This window comes from Streptomyces sp. NPDC013317 (assembly GCF_055563155.1).
In genome coordinates, this window is record NZ_JBVHDX010000001.1 from 441300 (window position 1) to 460776 (window position 19477).

General features: G+C 72.0%; 20 protein-coding genes. 11 read left to right on the forward strand and 9 right to left on the reverse strand.

Annotated elements, in window-relative coordinates; genetic code table 11:
* The first annotated feature begins 154 nt into the window (after window positions 1-154).
* The gene (locus tag ACZ3IJ_RS01835) at window positions 155-643 is read left to right on the forward strand and encodes a phosphatase domain-containing protein (protein WP_467465668.1); all 489 of its coding nucleotides are present in this window, start codon (window positions 155-157) and stop codon (window positions 641-643) included.
* A gap of 73 nt (window positions 644-716) precedes the next feature.
* Here ACZ3IJ_RS01835 and ACZ3IJ_RS01840 read toward each other — a convergent pair whose 3' ends face one another.
* Genes ACZ3IJ_RS01840 through ACZ3IJ_RS01850 form a run of 3 tightly spaced genes read right to left on the reverse strand, consistent with a single transcriptional unit; the run spans window position 717 to window position 2524 of the window.
* Window positions 717-935, reverse strand: a complete 219-nt coding sequence (locus tag ACZ3IJ_RS01840) for a dodecin (protein ID WP_391796495.1) — start codon at window positions 933-935, stop codon at window positions 717-719.
* Between the two features lie 26 nt (window positions 936-961).
* A complete protein-coding gene (locus ACZ3IJ_RS01845) occupies window positions 962-1726 on the reverse strand; it encodes a GntR family transcriptional regulator (RefSeq protein ID WP_467465669.1) in 765 nt (254 codons plus the stop codon).
* 30 nt (window positions 1727-1756) lie between these two features.
* Complete coding sequence (locus tag ACZ3IJ_RS01850) at window positions 1757-2524, reverse strand: GntR family transcriptional regulator (RefSeq protein WP_391796493.1); 768 nt, start codon at window positions 2522-2524, stop codon at window positions 1757-1759.
* A gap of 182 nt (window positions 2525-2706) precedes the next feature.
* Here ACZ3IJ_RS01850 and ACZ3IJ_RS01855 point away from each other — a divergent pair, with 182 nt between their 5' ends.
* From ACZ3IJ_RS01855 to ACZ3IJ_RS01890, 8 genes are all read left to right on the forward strand, one after another.
* Entirely contained in the window at window positions 2707-3963 is a 1257-nt protein-coding gene (locus ACZ3IJ_RS01855; RefSeq protein WP_467465670.1) for an extracellular solute-binding protein, read from the forward strand.
* Window positions 3960-4859, forward strand: a complete 900-nt coding sequence (locus tag ACZ3IJ_RS01860; RefSeq protein WP_467465671.1) for a carbohydrate ABC transporter permease — start codon at window positions 3960-3962, stop codon at window positions 4857-4859. Before ACZ3IJ_RS01855 ends, ACZ3IJ_RS01860 begins: the two co-directional genes overlap by 4 nt.
* Window positions 4856-5689 carry a carbohydrate ABC transporter permease gene (locus ACZ3IJ_RS01865; protein ID WP_467465672.1) on the forward strand — a complete coding sequence of 278 codons (834 nt, stop codon included), beginning with the start codon at window positions 4856-4858 and terminating at the stop codon, window positions 5687-5689. The genes ACZ3IJ_RS01860 and ACZ3IJ_RS01865 overlap by 4 nt, the downstream gene beginning before the upstream one ends.
* A gap of 10 nt (window positions 5690-5699) precedes the next feature.
* Window positions 5700-7208, forward strand: a complete 1509-nt coding sequence (locus ACZ3IJ_RS01870) for a beta-N-acetylhexosaminidase (RefSeq protein ID WP_467465673.1) — start codon at window positions 5700-5702, stop codon at window positions 7206-7208.
* A complete protein-coding gene (locus ACZ3IJ_RS01875; RefSeq protein WP_467465674.1) occupies window positions 7205-8629 on the forward strand; it encodes a cellulose binding domain-containing protein in 1425 nt (474 codons plus the stop codon). The genes ACZ3IJ_RS01870 and ACZ3IJ_RS01875 overlap by 4 nt, the downstream gene beginning before the upstream one ends.
* A 194-nt stretch (window positions 8630-8823) precedes the next feature.
* Window positions 8824-10074: an extracellular solute-binding protein gene (locus tag ACZ3IJ_RS01880; RefSeq protein WP_467465675.1), complete on the forward strand. Its 1251-nt coding sequence runs from the start codon at window positions 8824-8826 to the stop codon at window positions 10072-10074.
* Window positions 10075-10257: 183 nt separating this feature from the next.
* Window positions 10258-11124: a GNAT family N-acetyltransferase gene (locus tag ACZ3IJ_RS01885; protein WP_391796486.1), complete on the forward strand. Its 867-nt coding sequence runs from the start codon at window positions 10258-10260 to the stop codon at window positions 11122-11124.
* Window positions 11121-11999, forward strand: a complete 879-nt coding sequence (locus ACZ3IJ_RS01890; RefSeq protein WP_467465676.1) for a lysophospholipid acyltransferase family protein — start codon at window positions 11121-11123, stop codon at window positions 11997-11999. Before ACZ3IJ_RS01885 ends, ACZ3IJ_RS01890 begins: the two co-directional genes overlap by 4 nt.
* Here the strand turns inward: ACZ3IJ_RS01890 and egtD are convergent.
* The 4 genes from egtD to egtA are packed head-to-tail and all read right to left on the reverse strand — an operon-like array spanning window position 11894 to window position 16180.
* Window positions 11894-12859, reverse strand: coding sequence for an L-histidine N(alpha)-methyltransferase (egtD, locus tag ACZ3IJ_RS01895; RefSeq protein WP_467465678.1), 966 nt, complete (start codon window positions 12857-12859; stop codon window positions 11894-11896). The genes ACZ3IJ_RS01890 and egtD overlap by 106 nt on opposite strands.
* Window positions 12856-13608: an ergothioneine biosynthesis protein EgtC gene (gene egtC / locus ACZ3IJ_RS01900; RefSeq protein WP_467465679.1), complete on the reverse strand. Its 753-nt coding sequence runs from the start codon at window positions 13606-13608 to the stop codon at window positions 12856-12858. The genes egtD and egtC overlap by 4 nt, the downstream gene beginning before the upstream one ends.
* Window positions 13608-14924: an ergothioneine biosynthesis protein EgtB gene (gene egtB / locus ACZ3IJ_RS01905; RefSeq protein ID WP_467465680.1), complete on the reverse strand. Its 1317-nt coding sequence runs from the start codon at window positions 14922-14924 to the stop codon at window positions 13608-13610. Before egtB ends, egtC begins: the two co-directional genes overlap by 1 nt.
* On the reverse strand, window positions 14924-16180 hold the full coding sequence (gene egtA, locus ACZ3IJ_RS01910) for an ergothioneine biosynthesis glutamate--cysteine ligase EgtA (RefSeq protein WP_467465681.1): 1257 nt from the start codon (window positions 16178-16180) through the stop codon (window positions 14924-14926). Before egtA ends, egtB begins: the two co-directional genes overlap by 1 nt.
* Before the next feature lie 132 nt (window positions 16181-16312).
* Between egtA and ACZ3IJ_RS01915 the strand changes: the two genes are divergently transcribed.
* Both ACZ3IJ_RS01915 and ACZ3IJ_RS01920 read left to right on the forward strand, forming a co-directional pair.
* The gene (locus ACZ3IJ_RS01915) at window positions 16313-17137 is read left to right on the forward strand and encodes a TIGR02452 family protein (RefSeq protein ID WP_467465682.1); all 825 of its coding nucleotides are present in this window, start codon (window positions 16313-16315) and stop codon (window positions 17135-17137) included.
* 117 nt (window positions 17138-17254) lie between these two features.
* Complete coding sequence (locus tag ACZ3IJ_RS01920; protein WP_352189670.1) at window positions 17255-17419, forward strand: hypothetical protein; 165 nt, start codon at window positions 17255-17257, stop codon at window positions 17417-17419.
* 130 nt (window positions 17420-17549) lie between these two features.
* Here ACZ3IJ_RS01920 and ACZ3IJ_RS01925 read toward each other — a convergent pair whose 3' ends face one another.
* Window positions 17550-17828, reverse strand: coding sequence for a GlsB/YeaQ/YmgE family stress response membrane protein (locus tag ACZ3IJ_RS01925; protein WP_352189669.1), 279 nt, complete (start codon window positions 17826-17828; stop codon window positions 17550-17552).
* Window positions 17829-18025: 197 nt separating this feature from the next.
* Complete coding sequence (locus ACZ3IJ_RS01930; protein WP_467465683.1) at window positions 18026-19444, reverse strand: flotillin family protein; 1419 nt, start codon at window positions 19442-19444, stop codon at window positions 18026-18028.
* Window positions 19445-19477 lie beyond the last annotated feature (33 nt).

The window sequence follows — 19477 nt, forward strand, 5'->3', positions numbered from 1 at the left end:
CGGCGACCCGGCGACCCGGCGACCCGGCGTCCCGGCGACCCGGCGTCCCGGCGTCCCGGCGTCCCGGCGCTCCGCGCGTCTCCGACCCCCTGGCACCCCCGGCCCTCGGCGGGCCGCGTGTCCCGGCCTCGTCCGTACTGCCTACGCTGTCCGTGTGACGCCCAACCGCAGCCCCCTCGCCGTGTTCGACCTCGACAACACCCTCGCCGGCACCGCCCACCGGCAGCGGTTCCTGGAGGGCCGGCCGCGCGACTGGGCGGCGTTCTTCGCCGCGGCGCCGCACGACCCGCCGCTCGCGGAGGGCGTAGCCCTGTGTCTGGAGGCCGCCGAGGAGTGCGAGATCGTCTATCTCACCGGGCGCCCCGAGCGCTGCCGCCGGGACACCGTCGCATGGCTGGCCGCACAGGGACTGCCGGAGGGCGCCCTCCACATGCGGCGTGACCGCGACTTCCGCCCCGCGCGCCGGACCAAGCTGGAGATCCTGCGCCGGCTCGGCCGCGACCGTGAGATCCGGATGCTCGTCGACGACGACGAACTGGTCTGCGACGCGGCCGAGGAGGCCGGCTTCGCTGTCGTCCGGGCCCGCTGGGCGACCGCTTCGGAGGCGCTGAAGGACGCGCAGGAGAAGGAGGGCCGTACCTGACCCCGTGAAGGAAGGCCGACGCCCGGCCCCTCAGGAGCCGCTCCTCAGGGAGCCGCCCCTCACGCCGCGCCCCTCAGGAGCCGCCCTCCTCCAGCCGGAAGCCGACCTTGAGCCCGACCTGGTAGTGGCCGATCTGCCCGTCGACGATGTGGCCGCGGACCTGCGTCACCTCGAACCAGTCCAGGCCCCGGAGGTTCTGTCCGGCACGCTGGATGCCGTTGCGGATGGCCTGGTCGACGCCGTCGGGGGAGGTGCCGACGATCTCGGTGACGCGATACGTGTGGTTCGACATGGCGGCCGAACTCCTCTCGGTGGGGGTCACTCCACGGTGCCCCACCACGCCCCGGTCCGCGACACGTCGGGCGCCGGGTGGTCGGGCGCGCCGTCGGCGAGCGCGAGGCGGGAGACGATCCGGTAGCGGTCGCCCCGGTAGAGCGAGCGGACGTACTCCACCGGGCGTCCGCCCGTGTCCGAGGTGATCCGGTCGAAGAGCAGCGCGGGGGAGAGGACGGGGACGTCGAGCAGCGCGGCCTCCTCCTCGCTCAGGACCGTCGGCTCGATCGACTGCACGGCCCGCGCCGTCCGGATGCCGCACTGCTCCCGCAGGTGGGCGTAGAAGCCGCGCTCCATGTCGGCCGCCGTCAGACCCGGGACCAGTTCGGCCGGGACGTGCAGGTGTTCCAGGGCGATCGGCGCGCCGTCCACCCGCCGCAGCCGCGCCACGTAGACCAGCTCCGCAGCGGGGGAGACGGTCAGTTTCCGGCCGATCCGCGCGCCCGCCCGCACGGTACGGAACTCGAGCACCGTGCTCGTCCAGCTGCCCCTGCTCGGGGGCGCCCCCGCCGCGTGGTCCTCGGCCACCAGTTCCTGGGTGATCTTGGCGGGGGCGACGAACATGCCGCGCCCGTGTTCCCGTACGAGCGCTCCCGTGGCGACCAGTTCGTCGACGGCGGCCCGCAGGGTGGGGCGCGAGACGCCGAGGGTGGCGCACAGCGTGCGTTCGGAGGGGATCGCGTCGCCCGGGCGACGGCCGTCGATCACGGCCAGCAGATGCTCCCGTACCCGCTCCCGCTTGAGTTCCATCGCGTGCCCTCCCCGCCGTGGTTCCGGCGGTCAGTATGCATCGCCCTCCGTCGAGGAGGTCACGACGCCGTCGCGGGTGAAGTCGAGGCGGGAGACGATCCGGTAGCGGTCGCCCCGGTAGACCGAGTGGACGTACTCGACGGGCCGGGCCGAGGTGTCGAGGGTGAGACGCTCGATCAGCAGGGCGGGGGAGAGGACGGGGACGTCGAGCAGGCGCGCCTCCGCCTCGCTGACGACGGTCGGTTCGATGGACTGTGTCGCCTCCCGGACGTGGATGCGGTGGTGCTCGCGCAGATGGTCGTAGAGGTCACCGGCCTCCAGCTCCTCGGCGGTGAGCGCGGAGGGCACCAGGTCCGCCGGGATGTGGAGGTGCTCGATGGCCATGGGGGAGCCGTCGACCAGGCGGAGCCGGGCGATGTAGAGCAGTTCGGCGGCGGGGGAGACCCGGAGCTTGCGTCCGATCCGGGCCCCCGCCCGCGTCCTGGCGGACTCGAGGACCGTGCTCGACCAGCTGCCCGCCGCCCGGGGCACGGCGAACGCCGTGTCGTCCGGAGCGAGTTGCTGGGTGATCTTGGCGGGGGCGACGAACATGCCGCGCCCGTGTTCCCGTACGAGCGCTCCCGTGGCGACCAGTTCGTCGACGGCGGCCCGCAGGGTGGGGCGCGAGACGCCGAGGGTGGCGCAGAGCGTGCGTTCGGAGGGGATCGGGTCACCCGGGCCACCCGCCTCGATCAGCCCCAGCAGATGCTCCCGTACCCGCTCCCGCTTCAGCACCCCGCCCGAGGGGCTGTCCTTCATGCGCTCTCCCTGACTCCTGACTGGTCAACTGGTAAGCCTCATCCTAACCAGGCTCGCGGGCGGGGAGTCTGTGAACAACGCATATTTTTCAAGGGGTTGACGGCCTCATTGGTCCATGCCACCTTCTGGTCACGCAGCTGACCACTTGACCAATTGGTCAATTCTCCTTCTCCGAGGTGCCCGTGAAGACCAGATCCCTCGCAGCGCCCGTCGCCGTCGCGGCGACCCTCGCCCTCTGTGCCACCGCCTGTGGTTCGACGGACGACCCGAAGGCCGGAGACTCCGGCGAGGTGACCGTGTGGATCATGAAGGACAGCGTCACCGACGACTTCCTCACGCGCTTCCGCGCCGACTTCGAGGCGACGCACCAGGGCACCACCCTCGACATCCAGATCCAGGAGTGGGACGGCATCGGCGAGAAGGTCACCGCCGCCCTGGCCGGCAACGACGCCCCGGACGTCATCGAGGTCGGCAACACGCAGATAGCCCAGTACGCGGTGAGCGGCGGCGTCCGAGACCTCAGCGACAAGGTCGACGAGCTGAACGGCGCCGACTGGCTGCCCGGACTCGCCGAGCCCGGCAGGATCGACGGCAAGCAGTACGGCATCCCCTGGTACGCCGCCAGCCGGGTCGTCATCTACCACAAGGACCTCTTCGCGCAGGCCGGCATCACCGCCCCGCCGAAGACCCGCGACGAGTGGCTCGCCGTCACCGCCAAGCTCGACAAGGGCCCGACCCAGGGCATCTACCTCCCCGGCCAGAACTGGTACGCCTTCGCCGGCTTCGTCTGGGAGGACGGCGGCGACCTCGCCGTACGCGACGGCGAGACGTGGAAGGGCTCGCTCGACACCCCGGAGGCGCTGGCCGGCATGGAGTTCTACCGGCAGCTCCAGGCCCTCGGCAAGGGGCCCAAGGACTCCGACGAGGCCAAGCCCCCGCAGGCCGACGTCTTCGCCAAGGGCGACGTCGCCCAGATCATCGCCGTACCGGGAGGCGCGAAGATCGTCGAGGAGGCCAACCCCGCGCTCAAGGGCAAGCTCGGCTTCTTCCCGATCCCCGGCAAGTCGGCCGACAAGCCCGGCGCCGTCTTCACCGGCGGCTCGGATCTCATCGTCCCCGAGGCCTCCGCCCACCCCGACGCCGCCTACGAGGTGATCAAGGCGCTCGCCGGTGAGAAGTGGCAGACGGAGATGGCCAGGACGATGAGCTACGTCCCCAACCGCACCTCGCTCGCCAAGGTCATCCAGGACGACCCCGGCACCGCCGCCATGGCCGCAGGGGCCGCGCAGGGCCGCGCGACGCCCAACTCCCCCCAGTGGGCGGCCGTCGAGGCCACCAACCCGATCAAGCAGTACCTGACCGCCGTGCTCACCGGTACCGACCCGGCGAAGGCCGCCAAGGACGCGTCGGAGAGCATCACCAAGACCCTCGGCTCGTGAGCGGGCGGCGCCGGGCCGCACTCTGGCCCTACCTCCTCGTCGCGCCGACGGTCCTCGGCGGCGCCCTGCTCCTCGGCTACCCCCTCGTCCGCAACCTGCTGATCTCGCTCCAGCACTACGGGATGGGCGAACTGATCCGGGGCGACGCGGTGTTCGTCGGACTCCGCAACTACCGGACCGTCCTGGCCGACCCCGAGTTCTGGGAGGTCGTCAGGCGCACCTTCTGGTGGACCCTGGTCAACGTCGCCCTGATCATGGTGATCGGCACCCTGGTCGCGCTGATGATGCGCAGGCTGAGCCGGCGGATGCGGATCCTGGTGACGAGCGGGCTGGTCATGGCATGGGCCAGCCCGGTCATCGCCACCACCACCGTCTTCCAGTGGCTCTTCGCCTCCCGTCTCGGGGTCGTCAACTGGGTGCTCGTACGGCTGGGGTTCGACTCCTACGAGGGATACTCGTGGCTCGCCGACGGCACGGCCGCCTTCACCGTCCTCGTCCTTCTCGTGGTCTGGCAGTCCGTCCCGTTCGCGGCCATCACCCTGCACGCGGCGCTGATGACCGTCCCGGAGGAGCTGTACGAGTCGGCCCGGCTGGACGGGGCCGGGGCCTGGCGGATCTTCCACGCGATCACCCTGCCCCTGCTCCGTCCCCTCTTCGGCCTGGTCCTCTGCCTCGAGGTGATCTGGGTCTTCCGCTGCTTCGCCCAGATCTGGGCCGTCACCCGCGGTGGCCCGGGCGACGCGACCACCACGCTGCCGATCTACGCCTACCGGATCGCGCAGTCCCTGCACCGCTACGACCTCGGCTCGGCCGTCTCGACCCTGACCGTGCTCCTCCTGGTCGCCGTGCTGATCGCCTACTTCCGTCAGTTGCTCCGGCAGGAGGCCGACCGGTGACACCCCGCGCCCTGCGCCGCCTACCGCTGAACACGGCCGCGGCGATCGTCTTCGTCCTCGCCGTCTTCCCCGTGTACTGGATGGTCCTGACCGCCTTCAAACCCACCCGGGACATCCAGACCGAGACCCCGGTCTTCCTGCCCACCTCCCTCACGCTGGAGCACTTCGCCGACGCCGTGGAGGCGGACGGATTCTGGCTCTTCTGGCGCAACAGCCTTCTCGTCACGGCCGGCTGTGTCCTGCTCGCGCTCGTCGTCGCGCTCGGTGCCGCGTTCGCCGTCGCCCGGATGCGCTGGCGCGGCCGCCGGGGCTTCATCCTGATGGTCTTCATCGCCCAGGTGGCGCCCTGGGAAGCCCTGCTGATCCCGATGTACGTCATCGCCCGGGACGCCGACCTGCTCGACCGGCTGGCGACCCTGACCCTGATCTACTTCATGATCACGCTGCCCTTCACCATCGTGACCCTGGGCTCCTTCCTCGCCGCCGTCCCCGCCGAGCTCGAAGAGGCCGCCCAGGTCGACGGCTGCACCCGGGCGGAGGCGTTCCGCCGGGTGACGCTGCCGCTGCTCGCGCCCGGTCTCCTCGCCACCTCGCTCTTCGGATTCATCACCGCCTGGAACGAGTTCGCCTTCGCCAACATGCTGATCATCAAGAACCAGGACGACCGGACGCTGCCCGTCTGGCTCTCCTCCTTCTCCAACGTCTTCGGCACCGACTGGGGCGCCACCATGGCGGCCTCCACGCTCTTCGCCCTGCCCGTCCTCGTCCTGTTCCTGGTCCTGCAGGGCCGGGTCGCCGCCGGGATGACCGGCGGAGCCGTGAAGGGATAACGAGCACGCCATGCGCCTGCCCCCACTCGTTCCCCAGCCCACCCAACTCCACCAGTTGTCCGGCAGGTTCACCTTCGACCACGCCACCGCGCTCAAGGTCGCCCCCGGCGCCGAAGGGGCCGCCCGGCTGCTGCGCACCCTCCTGGGCCCCGCCACCGGTCTGCCCCTGCCCGAACGGTCCGACGGCACCGTCGTCCTCGCCCTCGACCCCGCCCTCACCGGACTCGGCGACGAGGGGTACGGCCTGACGGTGGGCGCAGAGGGCGTGCTGATGCGCGCCGCCCGCCCCCAGGGTCTCGTCGCCGGCGTCCAGACCCTCCGTCAACTACTGCCCGTGCAGGCCCTGTACGACGGCCCCTCGCCCGGCGTCGCCTGGTCCGTCCCCTGTGTGCAGATCACCGACACACCCCGGTTCCCCTGGCGCGGCGCCATGCTCGACGTCGCCCGCACCTTCCGGACCGTCTCCTTCCTCCACCGGTACGTCGACCTCCTCGCCCTGCACAAGCTCAACGTCCTCCACCTCCACCTCACCGACGACCAGGGCTGGCGCATGCCCGTCGCGTCCCGCCCCCGTCTCACCGAGGTCGGCGGCCATCCGCACGGCGGCGCCTACACCCGTGCCGAACTCACCGCGCTGGTCCGGCACGCCGCCGAGCGCGGTGTGACCGTCGTCCCCGAGATCGAGATGCCCGGCCATGTCAGGGCCGCGCTCGCCGCCTACCCCGCGCTCGGCAACCGGCCGGACCGGGCCCTCGGCGTCTGGGACCGCTGGGGGGTGTGCGACACGGTCCTGGGCGTCCACGACGAGGTCCTGGACTTCTGCCGTGACGTCCTCGACGAGGTGATGGACGTCTTCCCCTCGCCGTACGTCCACGTCGGGGGAGAGGAGTGCCCGACCACCGAATGGCACGCCTCGCCCGCCGCGCGCCGGCGCGCCGTCGAGGAGGGGCTCGACGGGCCCGCCGCCCTGCACGGCTGGTTCATGGAGCGGATCGGCGGCCATCTCCTCGACGCCGGCCGCCGGCCCCTCGGCTGGACCGAGACCGGCGCCGACCTCCCCCCGTACTTCACCGTCATGCCCTGGCGTGACACCGCGCACGGCCGCACCGCCGCCCGTCGTGGCCACCGGGTCGTCATGGCGCCGCACCGCACCACCTACCTCGACTATCCGCAGTCGGCACGCTCCGACGAGCCCCCGGGCCAGCCCGGCGCCGTCGTCGACCTGCGCGCCGTCCACGGCACCGACCCGGCGCCCGGCCACTGGAGCGCCGAGGAGACCGCCCAGGTGCTCGGAGCCCAGGCCCAGTTGTGGACCGAGTACGTGCCCACCGCCGCGCACGCCGAGTACCTGACGTTCCCCCGGCTCTGCGCCCTCGCGGAGGTCGCCTGGTCCGGCCGCGGCGACTGGAACGCCTTCCTGGCGCGGCTGCGCCACCACAGGACCCGGCTCGACGCCCTCGGGGTGCCGCGCCGCCTTTCCCCCGCCCCCGTCACCCCCTCAGGAGAGGAAACCCGATGAGTGAACCGAAGAGCACCAGGAACCTGCGGGCACGTGCCGCGCTCGCCGTCGCCGCCGTGACCGGCCTCGGCGCCACCGCCCTGACCGCCCTTCCGGCGGCCGCGGCGGGCGAGGCCGTCACCGTCCAGTACCGGCAGAGCGCCACCGGGAGCGACCAGGTCGAGCCCTGGTTCAAGGTGGTCAACTCCGGTTCGTCGAGCGTCCCGTTGAGCCAGGTGAAGGTGCGGTACTACTTCAAGGCCGACGCGGGAGCCTCGTACACCTACGCCTGCTCCTGGGCGGTCAAGGGCTGCGCGAACCTCACCGGAACCTTCGGCACCCTCGCCAACCCCACCGCCACCGCCGACCGCTATCTGGAGGTCGGCTTCACCGCCGGCGCCGGCAGTCTCGCCCCCGGCGCGGACACCGGAGACATGCAGCTGCGCTTCCACCGCTCCAACTGGCAGCCGCTGAACCAGAGCGACGACTACTCCTTCGGTCCGTCGCAGACGGCCTACGCGACCTGGAGCAAGGTCACGGCCACCGTCGGCGGGGTCCAGGTCTGGGGCACGGCCCCCGCGGGCAACGAGCCCACCCCGACCCCGACCGACCCCACCACACCGCCGCCCACCGGCGGGGCCGCCCTCTTCGACGACTTCGACTACACCGGCCACACCGACCCCGCGGTCTCCGCCCACGGATGGAGCGTGCGGTCCAACTCCGGCGGACCGGGTGTGCCGGGCGCCACGTGGGCCGCCGAGAACGTGACCTTCGCCAAGGAGGGCACCAACTCGATCATGAACCTGCGGACCTCGACCGCCGGCACCGCAGAGTCGACCCGGCAAACCGAGATCCTCACCCGGGCGACGAAGTTCAGGAACGGCACGTACGCCGCACGGGTCCGCTTCTCCGACGCCCCGGTCTCCGGGCCGGACGGCGACCGCCTCGTCCAGACCTTCTTCACCATCAACGACCTCAAGGCGCCGATGGCCGACGACTACGCCGAGTACGACTTCGAGTACCTGCCCAACGGCGGCTGGGGCGAGCCCGCCAACATCCTCTACACCACCTCGTGGGAGACCTACCGGCCCGATCCCTGGGAGGCAGTCAACCAGCACTCCGAGGTCCGCGCGAGCTACGCCGGCTGGCACGACCTGGTCCTGACCATCGACGACAACACGATCGTCTACTACGTCGACGGCCAGGAGTTCGGCCGCCACGACGCCCGCTATCTGCCCGAGCGCCCCATGTCCATCAACTTCAACCAGTGGCTCATCGACCTCCAGGGCCAGACGTCGACCACACCCCGGTCCTACGACCAGAAGGTCGACTACGTCCTGCACGTGAAGGACCAGGTCCTGACCCCGGCGCAGGTGGCCGCCAAGGTGGCGGCCTACCGCACGGCGGGCACCGCGTTCGAGGACTCCGTACCCGCCGCCTGACGGACCTACCCGGGGTAACGGGCGGGCGTGCCCGTGCACGCCTGCCCGGAACCGGACAGTCCCGGGCTTGACCAGTCCGTTGGTCCAGACCAGAATCCAGGCCACGCACCCGCACGAACACGCCGTTCGGTCCCCCCACGACGGGTCAGCTCCCCATGCCGCACTCCATTCATGGAACGCAGAAGGTGACCTACGTGAAGAACCGCCACCTGGCCTGTCCCCTGGCAGCCGCGACCGCCCTCGCCCTCGCGGGCTGCGGGCTCCTCCCCGGCGACGAGGGCGGGACCCGAACGGTGAACGTCTGGCTGATGCGCGACAGCGCCAGCGAGGACTTCCTCGAACGCTTCGAGGCCGCGTACGAAGCGGAACACGACGGCGTCGAACTGGAATTCACCATCCAGGAATGGACGGGCATCGGGAAGAAGGTCACCGAGGCGATCCGGGGCGAGGGCGGCCCCGACGTCATCGAGGTGGGCAACACCCAGGTCGCCCAGTACGCCGACACCGACAAGCTCTACGACCTCACGCTGGAGTCCGTACGCGACCTCGGGAGCGAGGACTGGCTGCCCGGCCTCGCCGAACCCGGACGCATCGGCGGATCCCAGTACGGGATCCCCTGGTACGCCGCCAATCGGGTCGTGATCTACCACAAGGACCTCTTCGAGCAGGCCGGCATCACCAAGCCGCCCACCAGCCGGGCCCAGTGGCTCGACGACACCGAGAAGCTCAACAGCACCGGGTCCCAGGGCATCTACCTCGCGGGACAGGACTGGTACACCCTCGCCGGGTTCATCTGGGACGAGGGCGGCGAACTGGCCGAGGACAAGGGCGGCGACTGGACCGGCTCCCTGGACAGCCCCGCCGCCCTGCGCGGCATGGAGTTCTACAAGGACCTTCAGTCCCTCGGCTCCGGCCCCAAGGACGCCGACGAACAGACGCCGCCCCAGGCCGAGGTATTCGCCCGCGGTGACGTCGCCCAGATCATCGCCACCCCCAGCGTCGTCGCCGCCATCACCAAGGCCAACCCCGGACTCGCGGACAAGCTCGGCTTCTTCCCGATCCCCGGCAAGAAGGCCGGACAGCCCTGCGCGGTCTTCACCGGCGGCTCCGACCTGATCGTCCCGGAGAACGCGCCCGAGCGGAACGCCGCCATCGAGGTCGTCAAGGCGCTCGCCGGCGAGAAGTGGCAGACGGAGCTCGCCCGTGCCATGAACAACGTCCCCAACAAGACCTCCCTCGCGTCCGTCGTCCAGGGCCAGGAGGCCACCGCCGTCATGGCCCGAGCGGCCGCCCGCGGCCGCGCCACACCGAACTCCCCGCAGTGGGCCGACGTCGAGGCCGCCAACCCGATCAAGCCCTACATGACGGCCGTCCTCCAGGGCGACGACCCCGAGAAGGCCGCCCGGACGGCCTCCGAGAAGATCACCCAGACCCTCGGCGAATAGCCCGGCCCGACCGAAGAACCAGGCCACGCGGGGTTCACCGACCAGCATTCAGCACCTACACACCCGCGAGCCCCCGAACGGTCATGTCGAATCCAGTCGGCCACGGAAGAAGTAAGGAGCCGGACCACCGCTCACCCGGTCCGGCCCCCACCGTCCCCCTTCCGTACGCCGGAGGAGCCCGACATGCCCGCACCCTCGCCCGTAGCCGCTGTCGCACCCGCCGTCCCCGTCCCCGCCGGTGTCACCCTCACGACCGCCCCCCTCACCGGGGTCCCGGCGCAGCCGCAGCCCCTGGCGGCCGACCGCGCCACCGAGGAGCAGCCGCGCTACGTCGTCTGCCTCGCCCGTGACCAGGACGACGTCCGCGCCGCGCAGCGGCTCCGCCACCAGGTCTTCGCCGGCGAGATGGGCGCCCACCTCGACGGACCCGAGCCGGGCCTCGACATCGACGCCTTCGACGCCTACTGCGACCACCTGCTCGTACGCGAGGAGGCCACCGGCGACGTCGTCGGCACGTACCGCGTACTGCCGCCCGACCGCGCCCGGATCGTCGGACGCCTCTACTCCGAGAGCGAGTTCGACCTCGGCCGCCTCGGGCCCATCCGCGACGACCTCGTCGAGGTCGGGCGCTCCTGCGTCCACCCCGCCCACCGCAACGGCGCCGTCATCGCCCTCATCTGGGCCGGACTCGCCCGCTACATGACCCGCACCGGCCACAACTGGCTCGCCGGGTGCTGCTCGATACCGCTGGCCGACGGCGGCACGCTCGCCGCCGCCACCTGGGACACCGTCAAGGCCAAGCACCTCGCCCCCGAGGAGTACTGGGTCACCCCGCACAAGCTCTGGACCCCCGACGGCGTCACCCGCCCCGAGGGCCGCGTCGAACTCCCGCCCCTGCTCCGCGGCTATCTCCGGCTCGGCGCCTGGGTCTGCGGTGCGCCCGCGCACGACGTCGACTTCGGGGTCGCCGACCTCTACGTCCTGCTGTCGCTGCGCAACACCAACCCCCGCTACCTCCGCCACTTCCTCTCCCTCGCCCCGGCGCAGTGACCACCGCCGGCCCCGTCTCCCCCTGGCTGCCTTCGGCGCCGTGCGCGCCCGGCGACTGCGCCCGGTACGCCGGCCCGTCGGCCGGGCCGGCCCTGGCGGCGCTCCGGCTGACCACGGGCGTCACCGCCGTCCTCGCCGGGGTGCTGCTCGCACCGCTGGCGGTCCTGCTGCCCGCCCGCGCCCGGCGGGCGCTCGTGCGCCGGTGGTGCCGGCTGGTGATCCTGGCCTTCGGCGTCCGTATGAAGGTCACCGGCGCCCCCGTCCCCCCGGACGGGCCGCTGCTGGTCGTCGCCAACCACATCTCATGGCTGGACATCCCCCTCGTCGCCGCCGTCCTTCCCGGGCGGATGCTCGCGAAGCGGGAGGTCAGGTCCTGGCCGGTGCTCGGCCCGCTGGCGGCGCGGGGCGGCACGCTCTTCATCGACCGCGACCGGCTGAGAGCCCTGCCCGAGACCGTACGCACAATGGCCGGGGCGATGGCGGGCGGCGGGCGGGTGGTCGTCTTCCCGGAGGGGTCGACCTGGTGCGGCCGGGGCGGCGGCGCCTTCCGGCACGCCGCCTTCCAGGCCGCCTTGGACGCCTCCGCGCCGGTCCAGCCGGTACGGCTGGAGTACCGGCCCGTCGGTCCCGCCGCCTTCGTGGGAGACGATCCGCTGGCCGTCTCCCTCTGGCGGATCGCGAGGGCCCGCGGCATCACCGCGGAGATCCGGATACTGGATCCGATATCCGGCATCCAGTATCCGAACCGTCGTGAACTCGCCCGGGCGGCTCAGAGAGCCGTAGCCAGCGACAGCGCGAACCGCCCCTCACTGTCAGTCCACCAGCGGGTCAGCTCGAGGTCGGCCTCGGCCAGCTCAGCCCGCACACCCGCCTGACGGAACTTCGCCGACACCTCCGTCCGGATCTCCTCGCCCTTCTCGAACGGCACCACCAGATCGAGCTCCGGGATCTTCACCGTCAGCGCGTGCCGCGCCCGCAGCCGCATCTCGATCCACTCCCGGTCCCGGTCCCAGACCGCCACATGGTCGAAGTCCTCCGGCCGGACGTCCGCGTCCAGCTCACGGGCGATCACGGCCAGCACGTTCTTGTTGAACTCCGCCGTCACCCCCGCCGCGTCGTCGTACGCCGCGACCAGCGTCGCCTCGTCCTTCACCAGATCCGTACCGAGCAGCAGCGCGTCGCCCGGCGCCAGCATCGCCCGTACCGAGCGCAGGAACACCGCGCGCTCGGCGGGCAGCAGATTGCCGATCGTGCCCCCGAGGAAGGCCACCAGGCGCGGCCCGGGAGTTCCCGGCAGCGCGAGCCCCCGGGTGAAATCGGCGACCAGGGCGTGGATATGGAGACCGGGACGCTCCTCGAGCAGCGCCTCGGCCGCCCCCTTCAGCGCCGACTCGCTCACGTCCACCGGCACATAGCTGTCCAGCTCCGGCAGCAGCGCGTCGATCAGGAAGCGGGTCTTCTCCGAGGAGCCGGATCCCAGCTCGACCAGCGTCCGAGCCCCCGTCGCCGCCGCGATCTCATGGGCCCGGTCGATCAGGATCTCCCGCTCGGCACGGGTCGGGTAGTACTCGGAGAGCCGGGTGATGTCCTCGAACAGTTCACTGCCGCGCGCGTCGTAGAACCACTTCGGCGGCAGTTCCTTCGGCATGCGGGTCAGACCGTGGAGCACATCGGCGCGCAGATCGGCCTCCGTGGCGTCCTCGGGAAGGGTACGGGTCAGCTGGAAGGGGCTCACGAGGACGGCTCCTTGAGCGAGGTGAGGGTGACATCGGTACGGGTGGCGGTCAGCAGCGTGCGGTCCGGCACCTCGTGCCAGCGGGGATCGTCGTCGTACGGTTCGGAGGCCACGACCACGCGGTCGGGACGTCTGAGGTGCCACAGGGAGTTCCCCCAGCTCGTCGCGGTGATCTCCGCACCGTCGGTGAGCAGCAGGTTGAGCCGGGACCCGGGGGCGGCCCCGGCGACCTCCCGTACGGTGTCGGCGAGCGCCTGCCCCGGCGCGTCACCGGCCCGGAGCCGGTGCAGTACGAGGGCCCACACCAGCGCCGAGTCCGTACGGGCCTCCAGCGCGAGCAGCTCCGCGGCCGACAGCGAGGCGGCCGGGCCGGTCAGCGACCCCGGCCAGCCCTCGACGGCGCCGTTGTGGCTGAAGAGCCATGGCCCGGCCGCGAACGGGGACGCCGCTGCCTCCCCGTCCGCGCCCGGCCGGGTGGCGCCCCGGACCGCAGCGAGCAGCGCGCCCGTGCGCACCACCCGCCCGAGATCGGCCAGGGTGAGGTCGCCCCAGACGGGCGCGGCCCGACGGTAGCGGGCCGGCACCGGGTCGCCGTCGGCGTACCAGCCGACGCCGAACCCGTCCGCGTTCACCACACCGCTGGTCTGCATACGCGGCTGCCAGGCCTGCCGCTCCAGCGAGAAGGGCGGCCGCAGCAGCAGCTCGCCGAGCGGCAACGGATCGCCGACGAAGGCGAGATGGCGGCACATCAGGAGAGCTCCGCATCCCGCGCGGTCCGGAACCCGGAGAAGATCTGGCGGCGCACCGGGAGGTCCCAGTTGCGGAACGTGCCCCGGCAGGCCACCTTGTCCACCGCGAACGACCCGCCGCGCAGCACCTTGTGCGCGGGACCGAAGAACACCTCCGAGTACTCCTTGTACGGGAAGGCGGTGAACCCCGGATACGGCAGGAAGTCGCTCGACGTCCACTCCCACACGTCCCCGATCAACTGCCGTACTCCGAGCGGCGAGGCGCCCTCCGGGTAGCTGCCGGCCGGGGCCGGCCGCAGGTGCCGCTGACCGAGATTGGCGTGGCCGGGCTCGGGGTCGGCGTCGCCCCACGGGTAACGGCGCGAGCGCCCCGTCGCCGGATCGTGCCGGGCCGCCTTCTCCCACTCGGCCTCGGTGGGCAGCCTGCGCCCGGCCCAGCGGGCGTAGGCGTCCGCCTCGTACCAGCTGACGTGCATCACCGGTTCGTCCTCGGGCACCGGCTCCGTCACGCCGAAGCGGCGGCGCAGCCACTGTCCGCCGTCACGCCGCCAGAACAACGGCGCGGCGATGTCGTGCCTGCGGATCTGCTCCCAGCCCTCCGCATGCCACCAGCGCTCGTCGGTGTAGCCGCCGTCCGCCAGGAACGCCATGTAGGCGCCGTTGGTGACCGGCACGGTGTCCATGAAGAACGCGGGGACGACCCGGGTGTGCGCCGGGCGCTCGTTGTCCAGGGCCCAGGCCTCGTCCGAGGTGCCCATCGTGAACGCGCCCCCAGGAACCAGGACTTCGGCAGGAAGGGGGCCGATGTCCGTGACGGGCGGCGGGGGTGCGCTGAGCGCCTGCGGTCCCTTTCGCAGCTGATGGGTGATCAGCATGGTCTCGTCGTGCTGCTGTTCGTGCTGGGCGATCATCCCGAAGGCGAACGCCGCCTCCACCAGCGGCCGTCCCTCCAGCGGTGTGCGCTCCAGGATGTCCAGGACCCGGCTCCGGACGTCCGAGGCGTACGTACGGGCCTCGGCGGGCGCCAGCAGCGGAAGGGTGGGGCGGGACGCGCGGGGGTGCTCGAAGGCGTCGTAGATCGAGTCGATCTCCGGGCGCAGCGCGTCACGCCCGGCCACCGTCCGCCAGAGCCACTGCTCCTCCTGGTTGCCGATATGGGCCAGGTCCCACACCAGCGGGGACATCAACGGCGAGTGCTGAGCGGTGAGTTCGTCGTCCTCGACGCACGAGGTGAGCAGCGCGGTGCGGGCCCGCGCGGTCGTGAGCGCGTCCAACGCCCGCCGCCGCAGCGCCGTCGGCTCGTCGGTCACGGTCATCACGCCACCTCCTGGTGCTCGTCGGCGGGACAGCTGCCGGTCCGTACATGGCGCTCGTGGAAGTCGGCCACCGCCTGCCGGACCGCCTCGCTCGCCCCGATCCGGGGCAGCGCCTCGAGGGCCGCGGGGAACGCGACCAGCGCGGCCGCGTGCAGATCGGGGTCGGTGAGCCCGTCCCGCGCCGCCGCCAGCCAGAGTTCGTTGCGCGGAGCGGCCAGTGAACCAGCCCGCTCAGCAAGGGGTTTGACGGCCCGGTAGACCGTCTCGGCCGCCTCCGCGTCGTCGAAGAGCGCCGTGGTCACGGCGACCGGAACGATCCAGCCGTCCGGGCCGGGTTGGGCGTCGATCATCCGCAGCTCCAGATGCCCGCGTGGCCGCACCGGCGGGAAGAGGGTCGTCAGGTGATAGCGCAGATCGTCCTCGTCGGCAGGCCGGGGACGCCCGGTGCGCAGCCACTCCCGGAACGTCAGCGCCTCCGGAACGTCCCAGGGCGTCTCCGCGCCGCGTACGCACATCACCGGGGTGTCCAGCACATGCGCCGCCCAGGCGGCACGCGGCTCGCCGTCCGGCGGCGGGGCGAGCGCCCGCGCCGGGTCGAGATCCGTCCACAGGGCCTGCCGGGTGGACCGCCAGCCGGTCCGGCTTCCGCCGTGGACGGGGGAGTTCGCGAACGCCGCCACCAGTACCGCGCCCAGCAGATGCGCCATCTGCCAGCGGCGGTGGTAACCGAGCGGCCCCGGCTCCTCGTGACCCGCGTCCAGGCAGACCTGCACGGACGCCGAGTCCCGCATCATGGCCCGGCCGGCGGGACCCGTACGGTCGAGTGCGGTCTCCATCGCGTCGTAGCGGGGCTCACGCAGGATCCGCTCGCGCGGCGCGTTCCACGGATCCACGCCGTACCCGTTGAGGGAGAGTCCGAGAGGGGAGAGGGCGCCGCGCACCGCGCGCAGGTCGGCCGAGAGGGTGTCGACGCAGCTCATGAGGGATCCGGCGGGCGGCGAGCTGAGCTCCAGCTGTCCACCGGGTTCGAAGGTGATGGCCGAGGCCAGGGGCAGGGACCGTACGGTGTCGACGGCCGCGGCCAGTCGTTCGGGCGGGACGGGAAGCCGCGGATCCCGCAGCTCGTGGACGAGCCATTCCACTTCCACCCCTACCGTGCGGGGTGGACCCGTCTTGAAGCAGATACATCGGAGCAGGTCTTCGGCCTCGTCCACGCTGAGGCCCTGATCGCCCTGCGGTATGCCGCTCGACGCCATGTCGTCTCCTCCTTCTCGTGAGGCGCTGATTCCACCTAAAGCCACCACCGACGGGCGTGCAAGAGCGCCTCACCGGCCCCGCGGTGAATATCCCGTTGCTCAGGGTCAACGGAATCGATCAAGCTTGCGTTCATGAGCGCACGACTGCGGGGGATCGCGAAGCAGACCGAGGAGATCGTCGAGGCGGGCCGTTACCGGGCCCCCGGCGGCCGGGCGGTCTCCATAGAGAAGGCCCTGAGCGCCGCGCTCGCGGGCACGACGCTGTACGGCCCCGAGGCCGTGCCCGTCACGCCGGACACCGATCGCTCCACCTCCGTCGAGGTCACCGACGAGAGCAGTCTCGTCGCCGCCCGGCGCCTGACCGGGGCCGATCCGGCCACGCCGGTGGCCGTCCTGAACTTCGCCTCGGCCCGTAACCCCGGTGGGGGATACCTGAACGGCGCGCAGGCCCAGGAAGAGGCCCTCTGCCGGGCCTCCGCCCTCTACACGACGCTCCTGCGCGCCCCCGAGTACTACACGCACCACCGGGCCGAGCGAGACGCCTTCTACACGGACCGGGTGATCCACTCGCCCGGTGTCCCCGTCTTCCGCGACGACCGCGGCGGACTGCTCGACGAGCCCTTCACGGTCGGTTTCCTCACGTCGCCCGCCCCCAACGCGGGCGTGATCCGCCGGCAGACGCCCGCGCTCGCCGACCGTGTCCCGGCCGCCCTCGCCGCCCGCGCGGAACGGGTCCTGGAGACGGCCGTGGCGGCCGGCTACCGGCGGCTCGTCCTCGGCGCCTGGGGCTGCGGGGTCTTCCAGAACGACCCGGCCGAGGTCGCGGGCGCGTTCCGGGCACTGCTCATGGACGGCGGCCGGTTCGCCGGCCACTTCGACGAGATCGTCTTCGCGATCCTCGACCGCACGGCCGACCGGAGGACGCTCGGCGCGTTCCGGCGCGTCGTCACCGGCTGACCCGCCCCCCGATCTCCTCGGAAATCCGGGCACGCGCCCCTGACGTGCGGCGTCCGTACGCCCGTGCGAGGCTGAAGACGGCCCCAGCGTCCGAGTTCCGGTACAGGAGGCACGATCGTGGGCAAGAAGCAGACCCGGGTGAACCGCGGTGCCCGTACGGGCGGCCACGAGCACAGGACCGAGGCGACGTCGAAGGAACAGACTCCGGCCGTACGGGAGACCCCGCGCCCGATCATCGAGCAGGTCTCCCACAAGAAGGAACGGAAGTTCGGTCACAACTGACCGTTCCGAACGGACTTGCGTGCCCGGTGGGCGGCAGCGGGGCGGGCCCCCCCCCGGGGGGGCCCCCCCCGGGGGGGCCCCCCCGGGGGCCCCCCCCGCCCCGGTACGCCGTCTCCCGCCCCGCGAGAGGTCAGGCGTGCCGGTGGGAGCGTCGGTTCCCGGTGAAGAGGCGGTACAGCGCCAGCAGGATGAGGGATCCCACGATCGCGGCGACCCAGGTGGAGAGGTCGAAGAAGCCGTCGATCGAGTCGACGCCGAATATGACCTTGCCGAGCCATCCGCCGAGCAGGCCGCCCGCGATCCCGATGAGCATGGTGATGATGATGCCGCCCGGGTCCTTGCCCGGCATCAGGGCCTTCGCGATGAGACCGGCCAGCAGTCCGATGAGGATCCAAGCGATGATGCCCATGATGCGTCTCCTACCTCGCGTGATAAGAACGGTGTCAGACAGTCGTCTTTACCCGTTCGGCCCGTCCAAACACGGGGACCCCGGTACGGCACACCGGGGGAGGGGAGACGCGCGGAGCAGCATCGTGGCGCGTGAACGGCACGGCCGGGGCCCGGCGCCCACCGGCGCCGGGCCCCGCCTGTCCCGCTCCCGCACGGCTACCCCTGGTCGCCGCCGACCGGGATCGCCTCCGTCCGGGGAGCGGGCGCGGTCGCGCCGTTCACCGAGGGCGCCGCAGCCGCCTGGGCGCCCGGATTCATCGTCGAGAGCAGCTGACGGGCAAGCCCCAGACCCGTCCCGCCCATGGTCAGCGCCTTGGCGAACATCTCCGCCATGCCGTCGGCACCGTTCAGCAGGACCATCTGGTCCACATTGCCGAAGGCCGACGCGCCGGCCTCGACGATCTCCGGCCACCTCTCGGCCAGCTGCTGCGCGACCACGGCCTCCTGGTTCTCGGCCAGCGCCGCGGCCCTCGCCTTGATCGACTCGGCCTCCGCGAGACCCTTGGCGCGCGTCGCCTCGGCCACGGCCAGACCCCTGGCGTGCTGGGCGGCGGCCTCCGCCTCACCGGTGAGCCGGGTCGCGGTGGCCTTGGCCGCGCTCGCCAGCTCGGTCTCCTTCGCCTCCGCCTGCGCCGCCGAGATCCGGGCGTCGCGCTCGGCCTCGGCCAGCGTGCGCGTCTCGTAGGCCATGGCGTCGGCGGGCTTGCGGACCTCCGCCTGGAGCTGCTGCTCCTTGCGGTGCCCCTCCAGCTCGGCGACCCGGGTCTCCTGGACGACGACCTCCTGGCGCGCCCCCGCCTCGGCCAGCGGACCGGCCTGCCGGGCCTTCGCCGAGGCCTGGTCCCGCTCGGCCTGGTAGCCGGCCTGCAGGATCTCGCTGTCCCTGGTGGCCTCCGACATCCGGGCCGCGGCCTGCTGCTCGGCCTCGGTGGCCCGCCGGTTGGCCTCCGCCTGCGCGATCCGGGCGTCGCGCTGAACGGCCGCCGCGTGCGGCGCGGCCAGGTTCTTGATGTACCCGGTCGGGTCCTCGATCTCGTGGATCTGCAGCGAGTCCACGATCAGACCGAGCTTCTCCATCTCCGTGCCACAGGCCGAACGGGCCTGCCCGGTCAGCTTCTCCCGGTCACGGATCATGTCCTCCACCGTCAACCCGCCGACGATGGCGCGCAGATGACCGGCGAAGACGATGTGCACCCGCTCCGACATCAGCTTCTGCTGGTCGAGGAAGCGGCGGGCCGCGTTGGCGATCGACACGAAGTCGTCGCCCACCTTGAAGATCACCACACCACGGACCTTGAGCGGAATGCCCTGATGGGTGACGCACTCCACCTGCAACTGGGTCTCGTTCAGGTCGAGCGACAGCTTCCGTACGGCCTGGACGCCCGGCATCACGAGCGTGCCGCGCCCGGTGACGATCCGGAAGCCCATGCCCTCGCCGAGCCCCTCCATCTTGTGGTTGGAGCCGGAGATGATCAGCGCCTCGTTGGGTTCCGCGACGCGCCACATGAGTTTGAACAGTGCGATGAGGACGAGGACGGCGACGACAGCGCCGCCCGCCAGGATGCCGATTCCCATGGGCAGCTCCCCCTTCACCGGAGCCGGTGCGGA

Bases quoted from the DNA above. Each gene is read 5' to 3' on its own strand.
- ACZ3IJ_RS01840 (WP_391796495.1), bottom strand. From the start codon at position 935: ATGTCGAACCACACGTATCGCGTCACCGAGATCGTCGGCACCTCCCCC.
- ACZ3IJ_RS01845 (WP_467465669.1), bottom strand. From the start codon at position 1,726: ATGGAACTCAAGCGGGAGCGGGTACGGGAGCATCTGCTGGCCGTGATC.
- ACZ3IJ_RS01850 (WP_391796493.1), bottom strand. From the start codon at position 2,524: ATGAAGGACAGCCCCTCGGGCGGGGTGCTGAAGCGGGAGCGGGTACGG.
- ACZ3IJ_RS01870 (WP_467465673.1), top strand. From the start codon at position 5,700: ATGCGCCTGCCCCCACTCGTTCCCCAGCCCACCCAACTCCACCAGTTG.
- ACZ3IJ_RS01875 (WP_467465674.1), top strand. From the start codon at position 7,205: ATGAGTGAACCGAAGAGCACCAGGAACCTGCGGGCACGTGCCGCGCTC.
- ACZ3IJ_RS01885 (WP_391796486.1), top strand. From the start codon at position 10,258: ATGCCCGCACCCTCGCCCGTAGCCGCTGTCGCACCCGCCGTCCCCGTC.
- egtC (WP_467465679.1), bottom strand. From the start codon at position 13,608: ATGTGCCGCCATCTCGCCTTCGTCGGCGATCCGTTGCCGCTCGGCGAG.
- egtB (WP_467465680.1), bottom strand. From the start codon at position 14,924: ATGACCGTGACCGACGAGCCGACGGCGCTGCGGCGGCGGGCGTTGGAC.
- egtA (WP_467465681.1), bottom strand. From the start codon at position 16,180: ATGGCGTCGAGCGGCATACCGCAGGGCGATCAGGGCCTCAGCGTGGAC.
- ACZ3IJ_RS01915 (WP_467465682.1), top strand. From the start codon at position 16,313: ATGAGCGCACGACTGCGGGGGATCGCGAAGCAGACCGAGGAGATCGTC.
- ACZ3IJ_RS01925 (WP_352189669.1), bottom strand. From the start codon at position 17,828: ATGGGCATCATCGCTTGGATCCTCATCGGACTGCTGGCCGGTCTCATC.
- ACZ3IJ_RS01930 (WP_467465683.1), bottom strand. From the start codon at position 19,444: ATGGGAATCGGCATCCTGGCGGGCGGCGCTGTCGTCGCCGTCCTCGTC.